Genomic DNA, 14,060 nt, shown 5'->3' with positions numbered 1-14,060 from the left:
CCATTAATCGTTAAATGTTGTCGGTAGCTCTACAAACTCTACCCAGTATTTTCCTAGCGTTTTCATCAAATCAACTAAACCATCAAACGTCACAGGCTTTGTAATATAAGATGCAGCACCTAAGTTATACCCTTTAACCATGTCTTCTTCTTGCTTAGACGTAGTTAAAATAACAACCGGAATTCCCTTTAAGTTAGGGTTCCCTTTTATAGCTTCAAGCGCTTCACGACCATCCATTCTTGGCATGTTTAAATCAAGTAATATCAATCCTGGTCGTGGCGACACTGTTTTGTCTTCAAACTTACCTTTACGTTCTAAATATTCAAGTAACTCAACGCCATCTTCAACAAAATGAAGCTCGTTAAGTACACGGCTTTCGGCAAGGGCATCTTGTGTTAACAAACGATCATCTTCATCATCGTCTGCCATTAAAATAGTAATAGGTTTTACTTTTGAATAGGGCATTTAAGCCTCTCCTTGCAATGTGAAAAGCGCAGCTTCCACAGGTAGTTTTATAATGAAGGTTGCACCTTCACCGTCTTTACTTTTTGCTGTAATTGTTCCGCCGTGGCGCTCCACAATACGCCTACATACAGAAAGGCCAATACCTGTGCCTTTATATTGTGAGCGACCGTGCAAACGTTGAAACGGTACAAATATTTTATCGGCATAGTCCTGTGAAAAACCAATACCGTTATCTTCTATAGTAATAACTTGAAAGCTCAAATTGGTATTATGATCCTCACTAAAAATATCTTTATCTTGATAACTAATTTTTATATGTGGACTTACACCTGGGCGCCTAAATTTAACAGCGTTCGACAACAAGTTTAAAAACAGCTGCTGCATTTGGCTTTTATCAGCCTGAATAACCGGTAAGTCTTCTACATCAATTTGTGCATCTGACTCTTTTATCGCAATTTCTAAATCACTTAATATATCGGTTACTACTTCGTTTAAATTTGTATCATCGAAGTCTTTACCGCGTGTTGTAATACGCGAGAACTCTAATAGGTCATTAATTAAGTTAGACATGCGTTGCGCTGCATTTTTCATGCGGCCAATGTAATCAATCCCTTTTTCACCCAGCTCATCTTTAAACATTGTTTCTAGGCGGTCACTAAAGGCTTGAATTTTTCTAAGCGGTTCTTGTAAATCATGGCTCGCTACAAAAGCAAATTCTTCAAGCTCTCGGTTACTTCGGCTCAGTTCGTCAGAATACAACGTTAATTCTTGCGTACGCTCAGACACTTTAGTTGCTAAAGTCTCGTTTTGTTTCTCAAGCTCAAAATGATACTTAGCTGCATTTCTTAAATTAAGACGTGTCATTACAAACATACCAATAATAAGTAATAAGCTTGTGATTGCTGTAATAGCAAACGTGATTTTAGCTTCATTCTTAATTTGCGCTAACTTTGAAAAATGGCTCACTTTAAAGAGTAATTCACGGTCTTGAATTTCATTAACATACTCTCTAATTTGCTTATAAAGCTCCCGACCTTTATGTGTATTTAACACATAAATTGCACGTCGCTCTTTGTCATCTAAAGCAAGATTAACCGTTTGTTTTAGCTCTTTAATTTTGCTATCAACTAGTACTAACAACTGAGCAATACGCTCAGCTTGGCCGTCAATCTCAGAGTGTAGTGACTTAACATGATCTGTTTGCGCTTCAATTTGTCCAATAGCATCGTAATAAGGCGTTAAATAATCAGTCTCTTCTGTTAATAAATAACCGCGCTGACCCGACTCAGCCTGAACTACTGATAAATGCAGTTGCTCAATTGCTGTTGTCAGCATATTAGTATTGTCTAAACTCTTTTGGGTTTGCGTTAAACCTTGAATCGTATTCAATGCTAAAACTGCGTTACCTACAATAATACTTAACACAACAACTATAAAAGCTGCCCAAGTAACATTCGCTTTACCTTGCTGTTTTTGCTTGCTCATTTAGCTTCCCGAATTAGAGTTTGTACAACACTTACTATTTATTGAGAGTCAGTTATTTTTTGTAAACTTTCACTACACTGTTGGCAATTGTTAATAATTTTATCAAGTGCATCTAGCGCTTTTTCTTTTGGCATATCGTTTTCAAGTACCAACTTAATAAGCTCTGCATTCATCGATATACGATTAAGCGGCGCTCTTGCATCGTGTACTAATTTGTTTAGTTGCTCTGTTTGGTTATCGGATGTCATGCCCTTCCTCAAATCTATTTATATTCGCCAATACCGCCATATGCATTAAGGCGGTTATAAAGTGTTTTGGTGCTAATACCCAGCATTTGTGCAGCAAGCGTTTTATTACCTTGCACCTTATCAAGCGTTGCATGAATAAGTTCTTTTTCAACTTCTTCAATGGTTTGTCCTGCTGATACTGGCTTTTCGGCCGCTTGGTTATTAACGCGCGAAAAAGGCGACTCTAAGCTATCAGGTAGAGTAATGTCGCTGGTTTGCGGATCGCTCATAATAAATGCACGGTGTATAGCGTGGCGAAGCTCTCGCACATTACCGGGCCATTCATAGCTTTGCAGTTCTTTGAGCTGCGTTGGCGTCCAACTAAATGGGGTACCGTTTTCATCATTAAGTTGATCTAAAAATGCTTTAGCTAATAAAGGAATATCTTCTTTTCTATCGCGAAGTGGCGGTATATCAATAGGAAAAACAGCCAACCTAAAGTAAATATCTTCACGAATAATATTATTTTGCGCTAAATCAGTAAGCGAGCGGTTAGTGGCTGAAATAACACGACAATTGGTTGGTATTTCTCTGTTACCACCTACGCGTGTTACTTTTTTAGTTTCAAGCACTCGCAGTAAATTTGGCTGCATATCAATTGGCATTTCGGTTACTTCATCTAAAAACAAAGTACCGTTATTTGATTGCTCAAACACACCTTCTTTACGTGCTATTGCGCCTGTAAATGCGCCTTTTTCGTGGCCAAATAACTCACTACCAATTAACTCTTTTGAAAGTGCGCCACAGTTGCTAGCAACTAATGGGCCTTCGCACTGGCTTGCGTTATGAATAGCTTGAGCCACTACTTCTTTACCTGCACCACTTTCACCCATAAGCATCACGTTAGCGTTTGTTTTAGCTACGCGTTCAATCATGTTGTATAGTTTTTGCATTGGCTCAGACTCACCAATTAACCCACCAAAGTGACGTGTAATACCGCTCGACTTGGCTTTTTTAACTGTTTTTTTAGGGCCATTTAAAACGAGTTCTAAATCTTCGCGTTGTAATGGTTTTAATAAATGCCCTACATTTGGCTCACACATTTCAGCTAAAATGCCTTTAACTGAAGGATGACCCGATATAAGTGTAATTTTTGGGGATTGCCCAATCGTTTTTAAATGATCAAGTAAGTGCAAACCGCTACCATCAGGTAACATAAAATCAAGTAGCACATGGTCAAAGGTATTATTTTCAAACCATTGATGTGCTTCTTTTAAACTGGTGGCGGTACTTATATTGTGGCCGAGGAATTCGACTATGTGGCAAACAACGTCACTAAATTCAACGTCATCGTCTACTAAAAGTATGTCTAACATGATAAATCCCTATGCTTTTTTTCTTATTCTACGCATCCTAAATATTAATTTAAAGGCACGCCTAGAATCTAATTACTTAAATAGCTAATTAATCCAATGCTATTTATTTTAACAACCTTATATTTACGTATGCTTAAAAAAATCGATCATAAAATATAAAAATAATTAAAATCGTTTCTATTTATAGAATGGTAGCAACTGTTATTATCAAAAACCTAAAAAAGGAGACGAAATGCAGCAATTAAAAACCTTAATTCATTCAGGTATTAATATTGACCACGGTAGTCAGTTTACGCGCTTAACAGCTCGCGCCATTGTTATTAAAAATAATAAAATACTTTTAATGTATACAAGCCGCTATGAAGATTACAGCTTACCTGGTGGTGGAGTAGATGAAGGCGAAAGTATTGAACAAGGCTTAATTCGCGAACTAAGCGAAGAAACCGGTGCACAACAAATAAGTGTAGTTAAGGCCTTTGGACTCTATGAAGAGTATCGCCCTTGGTATAAAGAAGACTTTGATATTATTCATATCAAATCGTATTGCTTTGTATGTAATATTGCCGACGAGTTTGGCAAAGCACAGTTAGAGCATTATGAGCAGCAAAATGGCATGACTGCTAAATGGGTTGATATTAACGATGCAATTGCTCATAACGAGCGCACACTTGCTAACAGTGAAAAACAAGGACTCTCCATTTTACGAGAAACCTACCTATTAAAGCGCATTGCTAAAGAACTTCTATAAGTTGAATAAGCATGAGCAGTCAATCTTGTAAATTTTGCATCAATCAGAACTTTTTACTGCTTTGGGTAATATATTCATAGTAGTAAAAAGTTATTAGCAGAATAGAAAACCAAAAATAGACATTACATTTCAATAGCTTGAATTAATTAGTGCTGTTTTTTTGATATTGGCTTTCGTTTTGCACTATCACCATTACATAATTTGTAAGGAGATAGAAATGAGTAACACAGTTAAAACGATTAATCCGGCAACTGAGCAAACCATTGAAACCTACACGCTACTTTCTCAAAAAGAAGCAGAACAGGTAATCGAAAAATCTCACGAAACATATTTAAAATGGCGCTTAACGTCGTTCACTGAACGTGCGAGATATCTTAATAAGTTAGCCTCACTTTTCGAAGAGCAAAAAGAATCTATCGCAAAACTCATGACCGAAGAAATGGGTAAAGTATACGAGCAAGGCTTTCAAGAAGTTGAACTATGTGCAGGAATTTGTCGTTACACAGCCGAACAAGGCCCACAAGTACTTGCTGACGAAGAACGTGATATGGACGGCGGCCGTGCAATTATCAGCTACCAACCAACAGGTGTACTGTTAGGTATTCAACCGTGGAACTTCCCGCTTTATCAGGTAATTCGCTACAGTGCTGCCAACATAATGGCGGGTAACACAACCGTATTAAAGCATGCTGGTAACGTATTTGGCATGGCTGAAAAAATTGAAGAGCTATTTAAACAAGCTGGTTTCCCAGAGTACTGTTTCAGCAACTTACTCATCGACGGTAAAACCGCCAGCTCACTCATTGCGCACAAAGCAATTAGCGGCGTAACCTTTACGGGTAGCGATGCCACAGGTAAAAAAGTAGCTGAAGAAGCGGGTAAACACGCTAAAAAGACAGTGTTAGAGCTTGGTAGTAATGACGCTTACTTAGTACTCGATGACGCAGATTTAGAGCTTGCAGTTAAAACCTGTGTAACAGGTCGCATGATCAATAACGGCGAAACGTGTGTTTCAGCTAAACGTTATGTTGTTGTTGAGTCACTTTACGATGACTTTAAAGCACAAATTAAAGAGCAGTTTGAAGCCATGAAAATGGGCGACCCAATGGCAGATGACACAGACTTAGGTCCAATGGCCCGTGAAGATTTACGCGACGGTATTCACGACCAAGTAATGGAATCAGTTAAAGCAGGTGCAAACATAGTAACGGGTGGCGAAATACCATCGCAAACGGGCTATTACTACCCACCTACTCTACTAGATAACCTATCACCTGGTATGCCGGCCTACGACGACGAATTATTTGGCCCTGTCGCTTCGCTTATTAAAGCCAAAGATAACGACGATGCTATGCGCATCGCCAACGATTCTCGCTACGGTTTAGGCGGTGGTATTTTCTCAAAAGACGAGAAAAAAGCCATTGAGCTTGCTAAAAAGTACTTCGACACCGGCATGATCAACATTAACGGCTACGGTTTAGCACAACCTAACTTACCATTTGGTGGTGTTAAAGGCAGTGGCTACGGCAGAGAACACGGCGGTTTTGGTATGCGCGAATTTGTTAATGTTAAAAGCATTATGATCGCCAGCTAATTTAGCTTTAAATACTAATACATTAGAAAACCTAAAAGTGGGTAACCGCTTTTAGGTTTTTTTAACTTTAAAATTAGATTATAGAAGAGCTTAGTCTCTACTAATTTCAAACCACAAAGCAACTACACAGTAATAACTGTAAATGAGCAGTTTGCTTTTTAATCATTATCAACATAAAAGAATAATATAATAAATTCAGAGGCACTAATTGCAGCTAGCTGCATTATCAGCAAAAACATAATACCTATTCCAGCTTGAGGGTCAGGTTCAATGCCAAAAATGAGAACTGGCGCTAAAATAATAGCAAATAATGCAGCTATGATTCTAATAAGAAAAAGCCGTTTATTTCGGTAGTTATTAGCATTCGCTAAAAAAAATAGAAGCAAATAAGGCAACAGCATAAACGCAAAGCCAATCTCAGTTGGCATCCAGTACTTAATAGCAACTGCAACTAAAGACATAACAGCAAGCGCCTTAACTGGGTAGTACATTTTTTTATAATTCACATGCTTTCCTTTGCACGCAGTGCTTTATTAGCACCAAATAAAATATCGCCGAACAATATAAAAACTTTAACTATGCAATGCAATCTATTTCACTAAACTTAACCTGACAGGCAACAATGAGTGATAAGCGGTCATTGAGATGGTAGTCACTAATTTAGTAAGAATAAGAGGAAACTTTCCTCTTTTTTACATGTTCATATAGGCTACAGAAAGTATAATATTTATATCTGGCAATAGTTTACACTATTTGCTATTAATATAAGTACATAAAAAAAAGGACGTTTTCGCGCTAAAATAGGAAAAGTGTCCTCTGATAAAAGTGTTATACATTTAGAAGGAGGTGTAGTGATCCGTGCTCTTAAAATTTTAATTTTTGGACTATTTAGTGGACCAATTCTAGCCGAATTAATCGGTTTCATATCCCCTTTTGTCATGTTACGAAATGAAGAATTAGGTTATCAATTCCAAGATTCAGCTTATTACATCGGAGCATTTTCAAGTGTGTTTTTTTCAGTAGCATTGCTGTTCGCAGCTTTTAACACGTCAAAGATTTCCTATAAAATTGGGAGCTCTGTTATAGCTTTACTTTACATAATTTCCTCGTGTTATGTTTTTCTCGACAGTGAGAGCCGAATGGAAACGATAATCTATAACTTAAATTATTTGTGTAGTGTGACTAGTTTAACTTTAGGGGCCTTTATCGCCTTACACTGTTTTAAAAACACAACTCACTCTGTATATAAACATGCATAACAACTCAATAAATTCGCTCACTACGTGCCTGCGCCCGTTATTGAAAAGTTATACGCTAGGAGTTTAAATGGAACTTAACCAGGTTACTTTACCAGTAAAAGATATGGATGTTGCTGTTAACTTTTATCTAAAACTCGGCTTCACTCAAATTGTCGATACGCCCCATTACACAAGGTTTTCTTGCCCAGATGGGAATTCTACTTTTTCCTTATCACTCGAATCCAGTGAATTTGAAAACAGTTCTGTGATTTACTTCGAGCATGAAAAACTTGATGAACTGTGTGCTGAGTTGACCAAAGAAGGTTTTCAGTTTGAACAACAGCCGACAGAGCAACGGTACTTGTGGAAAGAAGCAATACTTAAAGATCCGTCTGGTAATAAAATCAAACTTTACTGGGCAGGTGAAAACCGCTTAAATCCTCCTTGGAAAGTTGAGAAACGCGTATAACAAGTGACTAAGGTTATGAGCATCCGCTCTTGGCACTTTCTAGTCACTCGACAACATAAACGTGGTAGTCGTGTTGTTGCTAGCCAATTCATTATTTTTTCGGATGGCGTGGCTTCGCCACTTATCCGACCTACACTGCCTAATAGCTATAACTTTTTCTCAAACCTCGGCACTTTTCGCTTATCTGCTTTACTCATTGCGAGCTCTTGGATTTCTTCTTGCTTATGCGCTGCCGATTTAGTTTCTAATGACTGCTGATTAGCATTTTCGTAAGAAAGCTCAGTAAGGAGTGCAAAGTGATCAGAGCCATACTTAGCTAAGCGCTTAATACGCTTTACTTTAAATCCTTCGCTGTGAAATAAGTGATCGAGCGGCCAACGCATAAAAAAGTAGCCTGCATGAAAGGTGTTATAAAAACCACGGCCTTTTCGAGGGTCTAAAAAGCCACTTATTTGCATAAATAAACGGGTGCTGCGCGACCATGCAACATCGTTTAAATCTCCGGCAACTATGGTAGGTCGTGTAGGGTTTTTAAGTGCTTTAGCCACCATTATTAGCTCTGAGTCGCGCGGACGTGATGAGTCTTCTTCGGTCGGGCTTGGTGGTGCGGGGTGAATAAAGTGCCCTTGCATTTGCAGGCCTTCATCGTTTTCAAACAAAATATGAATTGAGGGAATATCTTCTTCTATAAGCTCACATATTTGTGCATCGAGTATTTTAAACTTGCTGTATAAGTGCATGCCATAACGATTGTCTTTAGGGCATTCTATGTAATACGGGTAATTTTTTTTAATGACTGATAATTTATTTTCCCACCAGCTATCGCTCTCAAGCGTAATAAGTAGGTCGGGTTGATGCTCATCAACAAGGCTAATTAACTGCTCACTTTTATGGTTCGACATAAGTACATTTGCCGACATAATTCGTATGCTATGGTCGATGTGCTTAGGTGCGCTTTGCACTTCTTTTTTAGCAAGCCACGTATACGGGTAAATCCATTTACCTTGTAAAATCATTATAAGTAATGAGGTTAAGGCTATAAACACGTAACCTATTTCGCTACTTTGCCATAATAAAAACAACGAAGTAACGGCTACAAAACTGGCAATATAAAATACCTGTAAGCGCACAAAATCGCAGCTACGCACTAAGTAATGCTGGCTGTACGACATAGGTAATAAGGTAACCAGTAAAAAAAAGCCAATAATTATAGCCAGCGCAATGAGCATTTTAATATCCTTATAACGTTAATTTAGCGACTTAAAATTGAAAGTATTTCTCGGGTATCGTGCACCATATGAATAACTGTACGGTCTATTTCAATACTCACTGTACCATTATCTCTAGAGCGTTCAATTACTCTACCTCGTTTGTATAAATCGCGCTCTAAAAAGTCGCCTCGGTGATAGCTTCTACTTAGCCCAGGTGGCGTCCAACCTGCGCGAATTAACTGCTTAGCCTCTTTTTTAGAAAGGTAGTCATTGTCATTATGCTTATGTGAATGATGCTTTTTATGGCCGTGTTTATGACCATGTTTATCTTTATGCGGTTTTGCGTCTGCGCTTATTGAACATAAAGCCAATGCTATTAGTGTTGTGTATGTTAGTGCTCTCATAAATAATCTCTAGCGTAATTAATAGCTAAAGGTTAACAAACACGGCTGAACATCATATGAAACAACTTACACTTATTTAACGCTGTTTATATTGTGTTTTACAGTGGCTTCGCATAATAGCGGGATCGCGTAATTTTAAATGTTTTGTTTTACGACCAGCGTGGCGCTTACGCCACACTTTAAAACTGCCTTTTGAAACATTGTCTCGCATAAAAACCACCAGCTGCGGATACTTTAATCCGTATAGCTGCTCTATAGCCTCGTAGGGGGTTCTATCTTCCCACGCCATTTCGATAATGCGTGACTGCTGCTCTGCGTTAAACATGGTATATCTCACAAAATTTAACTTATACGCTAGGTAAAAATACTTAGATCAATGCAATTAAGCTCAGTAACTGTATAATTGGCGTTCAAGTTATGTACTTTAAAAGATATCGAATTTATATTTATGCGCGCAATATTTCTGTTTTTAGCTTTAACTTTTCCTTCGTTATTACTTGCAGCGCCAAGTAAAACCCTGCGGTGCGTAACAACCCACTACCCGCCTTTTACTATATTTGATGAGAAAAGCGATACGTTCACGGGTTTAGATATTGAATATTTAACGTTTATTGAGCGTAATTTAAATCTTAAAATTGATGTTGTGCACTTGCCATGGGCGCGCGTTAAAAAAGAAATGGCGCTGGGTTATTACGACTGCTATTTCTCTTTGGCCAATACAGAGGAACGTGCAAAGTATTTAGATTTTACAAGCGTGCCCTTGCACACTACTAAGTATGGCTTATTTACTTTAAACAAAGATAAGCTACTCACAAACCATTTATCAAATACCCCAATAGCGATGCTGCGCGGCGTTGCTTTGCCTGAGGTTATTGCTAAAAAGTATAACCTTGATGAGAATAATCTACTTCGTTCACTTTCAACTAAAGACACTTTTGAGCTACTAGAAAAAAAACGTGTTGAATACGCAATAACTAACTATCAAGCGGGTTTGTGGTACTCAAAAGAATATAAAAATATATACGCTAGGCAGTTCAATGAGTTTACGCTTCCTACTTACATTGCTTTTAAGCGTGGCGTAATTGATACAAAATTAGTTGATGAGCAAATAAAACGTTTTAAAGCACAAACTCAATAATTAACACTGCACACGTTAAGAGATAACCAATGTTTACAAAACTACCAAAGTGGGTTGAATATGGCGCGTTTACGCTCGCATTTATAGCGGGCGTAGTAAACGCTGTAGGCTTATTAGGATTTGAGCACCAGGCTATTTCGCATGTATCTGGCTCTGTTACTTTACTTGGTATTAAAGTAATAACTAACCCCAGCACTGCCTTATTGCTACTTTCAATAATTATTAGCTTTATGTTGGGTTCGGCACTGTCGGGATTTTTACTCTCTGGTGGCTCATTAAAACTTGGTCGTCATTACGACACTTTGCTTTTTATTGAAGGATTGCTACTACTTGCGAGTGCTTATTTACTCAAAAACACATTCGTTTACGGCATTGTTTTAACGTCTGCTGCGTGTGGGTTACAAAATGCGCTAGCCACTAATTACAGTGGTGCTGTTATTCGTACGACACATTTAACCGGTATTTTTACTGACCTTGGTTTAATGCTAGGTAAAGCGCTTAAAGGTGAGCAATTTGATACCCGTAAAGGCGTTATGTTTTTACTCATTATTGCAGGCTTTTTACTAGGCGGTATAACCGGCTTCGTTTTATTTAAGCATTACTTAGTGCTGGCTTTGGTGTTTCCTGCTGTGGCTTGTTTTGTTTTATCAATTACGTATCGGGTTTATAGGTTACGTACGCTTTAACGCAACAAGTTTAAATGCATATTAAAACCGCATATTATAGAGGCAATGCAATATAGATTACTTTCAAGGAATGTATGAAACCTTATTTTTTGCCGCTGATATTACCCTTTAGCCACGCTGCGTTTGCCGATAATCAAAACAACGATGCAATAGAAACCATAACAACTACGGCATCACGTATTGAAGCGCTATCCACCCCACTGCCTTTATCAATAAGCACACTAACGCAAGCGCAGCTAAATAGCATAGCGCCTACCCATATTGAAGAAGCTCTGCAACGTGTAGCGGGTGCTAATATTCAACGCGGAAATGGCCAAGAGTATTTACCCGCGCTTCGCTCACAAGTGCTTTCGGGCGCAGGCGCTTGTGGTGGCATATTGACTTTGGAGGATGGCATACCACTTAGAGCCGCTGGGTTTTGTAATATAAACGAGCTATTTGAGGCGCACAGCGAAATGGCGCAGCGCATTGAAGTGCTAAAAGGCCCTGGCTCTGCACTTTATGGCTCAAATGCTGTGCATGGTGTTATTAATGTAATAACGCCCGACACCACACAAGGCGGTGGCTTAGTTGGTTTAGATTATGGCTCGTACGGTTATACTCGCTACAAATTACGTGCAGGACAAGATTACGGCAACAGCGGCATAGGCATTAACGCAAGTGTTACCGACGATAGCGGTTACCGCGACGACGAAAGCGTAGAGCAACAAAAAGTAAATATTCGCCATCGCTATTCAAATAATAATTTATTACTTACCTCAGGCCTTACTTATACAAATCTTGATCAGCAAACTGCGGGATTTATTACGGGCTTTGAAAGCTATAAAAACGAAGACCTCTCGCAAAAAAACTTTGACCCAGACGCATTTAGAAAAGCACGTGCATTTAGAGCATGGAGCAATGCAACATGGCAATTAAATAACGATGATGTGCTCTCTACTACGTTATATTTTCGCGACCAAAGCATGGACTTTTTTAAGCACTTTTTACCCGGCACACCGCTTGAAAAAAACAGCCAAACCGGCTTTGGTGTGCAATCGCTTTATCAACATAATTTACAACGTAATGTAAAAGTAAACCTAGGGCTTGATGGCGAATACACGCAAGCCGACTTTACTCAAAGCCAAAACGAGCCCACTCAAGGTTCTGCATTTTTAGTTGCTACAGTACCCCAAGGTAAGCATTACGATTACGATGTAAACGCCACGCTTTATGCCCCTTTTGCATCACTTGATTGGCAATTAAATAAGTGGTTACTTACCGCAGGTGTGCGCTACGAGCATATGCAGTACGACTACACCAATAATATGCTAGCAGGTAGAACAAAAGACGATGGCACAGAATGCGGCTTTGGTGGCTGCCGATACAGCCGCCCTGAAAGTGGAAAAAATAGTTTTAGTAATCTATCGCCAAAGCTTGGGGTTAGTTATCAGTACAATACAAATAACATGCTTTATGCAAACTTTTCTCGCGGTTACAGAGCGCCACAAGCGGCTGAGCTATACCAATTACAACGCGAGCAAACTACTGCAAATTTAAGCGCCGAAATAGCGAATAACGCAGAGCTGGGTATTAAAGGGATTTACGAAAAACTACGTTATGGCGTGTCGGTTTACGCTATGAGTAAACACAATACGATTTACCGCGATAGTGACTTTTTTACGGTAAATAATGGCAGCTCTCGCCATCGTGGTATTGAGCTTGAACTTGACTACCAGCTAACGCAGTCGCTTGCGCTTAACTTTGCAGGCACTCACGCAAAGCATACTTACACTAACAACCAAATACTTAACGGTTTAAATATAAACGGCAACGACATAGATACCGCGCCGCGTAATATTGCTAATCTCGATTTAACATGGCAGGCATTAAACAACGCGCAATTTGCTTTGCAGTGGCATCGCGTTGGTAACTACTACACCGACCCAGAAAACTTAAATAAATACCAAGGGCATGATGTTTTAAGCCTGCGCGCTCAGTGGCAAGTTACTAATAACCTTGAAGTGCTTGCCCGCATTATTAATTTAACTAATGAGGCTTATGCGGAGCGGGCCGATTACACCAGTTTTACCGGCGACAGGTACTTTCCTGGCAAACCACGTAACGCGATGCTTTCGGCAACTTACACGTGGTAATGCTTATTTAAGGGCTAAACTTATTTAAGAGCTAAGCTAATTTAACTGATTTAAGTCGCTCATGTATTTCATGGGCGACTTTTTCATCACCTTTTTAAACATAGTAATAAACGCACTAACCGACTCATACCCTAATAACTCCGACACCTGCTGCACACTTTGCTTATCAGAAAGCGCTTTTAAGGCTGTAATTATATGCAATTGCGTACGCCATTTTCCAAATGTCATACCGGTTTCTTTTTTTATTAACCGCGCTAATGTGCGCTCAGTTAATGCAAACTGCTTAGCCCATTGTGGTAGTGTTTTTCGGTTATTTGGCATATTTATAAGCTGATCGCTCATGGTTTGAATTACCTCATTTTTAGATAATACAAAATCCAGTGGTTGTACGGGCATTTCAATAAGTTGATCAAATAACACCTGCGCTAAACGTGCTGTTTTACTATTTAAAGTATAGTGCTGATTATGCCCAGCCAACTCACACATTAGCTCTTTAACCAGCGGCGTAATAGCTAACGTACAGGTATTTAGCGGCATACCGTTTTTACTACTATCAATAAATAAATGACAAAGCTGCGCGTTATCAGACGCCCTATTACTATGCACCTTTTGTGCTGGGATCCAAATTGCACTGTGCGTAGGCACCATCCACATTTTGGCTGACACTTCACACGTTACATAACCATGCAGCGCTAAAATTAATTGCCCTTTAGGATGGGTATGTAGTGGTATTTCGTGACTTGCATGGGCGTGCTCTATTTTGGCTATTATGGGCTGCGCCATAGTTTCAAAATTTTTAATGTCGTCCCAACCAATTGCATCAAACATAGTTTTGTCTGTTTTTAGTTATTTAATGTCATTATCTCTAAATTATAGTTTTTGCT

15 protein-coding genes are annotated in these 14,060 nt (G+C 39.0%); 6 read left to right on the top strand and 9 right to left on the bottom strand.

What is annotated here, in order from left to right:
- Positions 1-3: 3 nt before the first annotated feature.
- Genes I6E82_RS01950 through I6E82_RS01935 form a run of 4 tightly spaced genes read right to left on the bottom strand, consistent with a single transcriptional unit; the run spans position 4 to position 3,553 of the window.
- A complete protein-coding gene (locus tag I6E82_RS01950) occupies positions 4-465 on the bottom strand; it encodes a response regulator (protein WP_002958089.1) in 462 nt (153 codons plus the stop codon).
- The gene (locus I6E82_RS01945; protein ID WP_197116564.1) at positions 466-1,950 is read right to left on the bottom strand and encodes a sensor histidine kinase; all 1,485 of its coding nucleotides are present in this window, start codon (positions 1,948-1,950) and stop codon (positions 466-468) included.
- 38 nt (positions 1,951-1,988) lie between these two features.
- Positions 1,989-2,198 carry a histidine kinase dimerization/phospho-acceptor domain-containing protein gene (locus I6E82_RS01940; protein WP_007581523.1) on the bottom strand — a complete coding sequence of 70 codons (210 nt, stop codon included), beginning with the start codon at positions 2,196-2,198 and terminating at the stop codon, positions 1,989-1,991.
- A gap of 14 nt (positions 2,199-2,212) precedes the next feature.
- Positions 2,213-3,553 carry a sigma-54-dependent transcriptional regulator gene (locus I6E82_RS01935; protein WP_024593308.1) on the bottom strand — a complete coding sequence of 447 codons (1,341 nt, stop codon included), beginning with the start codon at positions 3,551-3,553 and terminating at the stop codon, positions 2,213-2,215.
- A gap of 232 nt (positions 3,554-3,785) precedes the next feature.
- Between I6E82_RS01935 and I6E82_RS01930 the strand changes: the two genes are divergently transcribed.
- The gene (locus I6E82_RS01930) at positions 3,786-4,301 is read left to right on the top strand and encodes an NUDIX hydrolase (RefSeq protein WP_197116562.1); all 516 of its coding nucleotides are present in this window, start codon (positions 3,786-3,788) and stop codon (positions 4,299-4,301) included.
- Between the two features lie 217 nt (positions 4,302-4,518).
- On the top strand, positions 4,519-5,895 hold the full coding sequence (locus I6E82_RS01925) for an NAD-dependent succinate-semialdehyde dehydrogenase (protein WP_024590269.1): 1,377 nt from the start codon (positions 4,519-4,521) through the stop codon (positions 5,893-5,895).
- 158 nt (positions 5,896-6,053) lie between these two features.
- On the opposite strand, the gene I6E82_RS01920 is transcribed toward I6E82_RS01925, so the two are convergent.
- Complete coding sequence (locus I6E82_RS01920) at positions 6,054-6,401, bottom strand: hypothetical protein (protein WP_197116560.1); 348 nt, start codon at positions 6,399-6,401, stop codon at positions 6,054-6,056.
- Between the two features lie 820 nt (positions 6,402-7,221).
- Here I6E82_RS01920 and I6E82_RS01915 point away from each other — a divergent pair.
- Positions 7,222-7,602, top strand: coding sequence for a VOC family protein (locus I6E82_RS01915; RefSeq protein ID WP_197116558.1), 381 nt, complete (start codon positions 7,222-7,224; stop codon positions 7,600-7,602).
- Positions 7,603-7,748: 146 nt separating this feature from the next.
- On the opposite strand, the gene I6E82_RS01910 is transcribed toward I6E82_RS01915, so the two are convergent.
- From I6E82_RS01910 to I6E82_RS01900, 3 genes are all read right to left on the bottom strand, one after another.
- A complete protein-coding gene (locus I6E82_RS01910; protein ID WP_197116556.1) occupies positions 7,749-8,831 on the bottom strand; it encodes an endonuclease/exonuclease/phosphatase family protein in 1,083 nt (360 codons plus the stop codon).
- Positions 8,832-8,854: 23 nt separating this feature from the next.
- Positions 8,855-9,217 carry a hypothetical protein gene (locus I6E82_RS01905; protein ID WP_024608978.1) on the bottom strand — a complete coding sequence of 121 codons (363 nt, stop codon included), beginning with the start codon at positions 9,215-9,217 and terminating at the stop codon, positions 8,855-8,857.
- A 76-nt stretch (positions 9,218-9,293) separates the two neighbouring features.
- Positions 9,294-9,542, bottom strand: a complete 249-nt coding sequence (locus tag I6E82_RS01900) for a TIGR03643 family protein (RefSeq protein ID WP_007581511.1) — start codon at positions 9,540-9,542, stop codon at positions 9,294-9,296.
- 123 nt (positions 9,543-9,665) lie between these two features.
- Between I6E82_RS01900 and I6E82_RS01895 the strand changes: the two genes are divergently transcribed.
- The 3 genes from I6E82_RS01895 (at position 9,666) to I6E82_RS01885 (ending at position 13,176) form a co-directional block, all read left to right on the top strand.
- Positions 9,666-10,355 carry a substrate-binding periplasmic protein gene (locus tag I6E82_RS01895; RefSeq protein ID WP_101217480.1) on the top strand — a complete coding sequence of 230 codons (690 nt, stop codon included), beginning with the start codon at positions 9,666-9,668 and terminating at the stop codon, positions 10,353-10,355.
- A gap of 29 nt (positions 10,356-10,384) precedes the next feature.
- Positions 10,385-11,041, top strand: coding sequence for a YoaK family protein (locus I6E82_RS01890; RefSeq protein WP_197116554.1), 657 nt, complete (start codon positions 10,385-10,387; stop codon positions 11,039-11,041).
- 74 nt (positions 11,042-11,115) lie between these two features.
- Positions 11,116-13,176: a TonB-dependent receptor gene (locus tag I6E82_RS01885; RefSeq protein WP_197116553.1), complete on the top strand. Its 2,061-nt coding sequence runs from the start codon at positions 11,116-11,118 to the stop codon at positions 13,174-13,176.
- Positions 13,177-13,212: 36 nt separating this feature from the next.
- Here the strand turns inward: I6E82_RS01885 and I6E82_RS01880 are convergent, their stop codons facing one another.
- A complete protein-coding gene (locus I6E82_RS01880) occupies positions 13,213-14,004 on the bottom strand; it encodes an AraC family transcriptional regulator (RefSeq protein ID WP_007581507.1) in 792 nt (263 codons plus the stop codon).
- Positions 14,005-14,060: the final 56 nt, after the last annotated feature.

The sequence above is a fragment of the Pseudoalteromonas sp. NZS11 genome (assembly GCF_015864765.1).
Classification (GTDB): domain Bacteria; phylum Pseudomonadota; class Gammaproteobacteria; order Enterobacterales; family Alteromonadaceae; genus Pseudoalteromonas; species Pseudoalteromonas arctica.
The sequence above is the reverse complement of the archived record's forward strand: the minus strand, read 5'-3'. Positions and strand labels throughout refer to the sequence as shown.

Coding starts and splice junctions, on each gene's coding strand:
- I6E82_RS01915 (WP_197116558.1), top strand. CDS start 7,222: ATGGAACTTAACCAGGTTACTTTACCAGTAAAAGATATGGATGTTGCT.
- I6E82_RS01885 (WP_197116553.1), top strand. CDS start 11,116: ATGAAACCTTATTTTTTGCCGCTGATATTACCCTTTAGCCACGCTGCG.
- I6E82_RS01940 (WP_007581523.1), bottom strand. CDS start 2,198: ATGACATCCGATAACCAAACAGAGCAACTAAACAAATTAGTACACGAT.
- I6E82_RS01890 (WP_197116554.1), top strand. CDS start 10,385: ATGTTTACAAAACTACCAAAGTGGGTTGAATATGGCGCGTTTACGCTC.
- I6E82_RS01950 (WP_002958089.1), bottom strand. CDS start 465: ATGCCCTATTCAAAAGTAAAACCTATTACTATTTTAATGGCAGACGAT.
- I6E82_RS01910 (WP_197116556.1), bottom strand. CDS start 8,831: ATGCTCATTGCGCTGGCTATAATTATTGGCTTTTTTTTACTGGTTACC.
- I6E82_RS01895 (WP_101217480.1), top strand. CDS start 9,666: ATGCGCGCAATATTTCTGTTTTTAGCTTTAACTTTTCCTTCGTTATTA.
- I6E82_RS01925 (WP_024590269.1), top strand. CDS start 4,519: ATGAGTAACACAGTTAAAACGATTAATCCGGCAACTGAGCAAACCATT.
- I6E82_RS01935 (WP_024593308.1), bottom strand. CDS start 3,553: ATGTTAGACATACTTTTAGTAGACGATGACGTTGAATTTAGTGACGTT.
- I6E82_RS01900 (WP_007581511.1), bottom strand. CDS start 9,542: ATGTTTAACGCAGAGCAGCAGTCACGCATTATCGAAATGGCGTGGGAA.
- I6E82_RS01905 (WP_024608978.1), bottom strand. CDS start 9,217: ATGAGAGCACTAACATACACAACACTAATAGCATTGGCTTTATGTTCA.
- I6E82_RS01880 (WP_007581507.1), bottom strand. CDS start 14,004: ATGTTTGATGCAATTGGTTGGGACGACATTAAAAATTTTGAAACTATG.
- I6E82_RS01945 (WP_197116564.1), bottom strand. CDS start 1,950: ATGAGCAAGCAAAAACAGCAAGGTAAAGCGAATGTTACTTGGGCAGCT.
- I6E82_RS01930 (WP_197116562.1), top strand. CDS start 3,786: ATGCAGCAATTAAAAACCTTAATTCATTCAGGTATTAATATTGACCAC.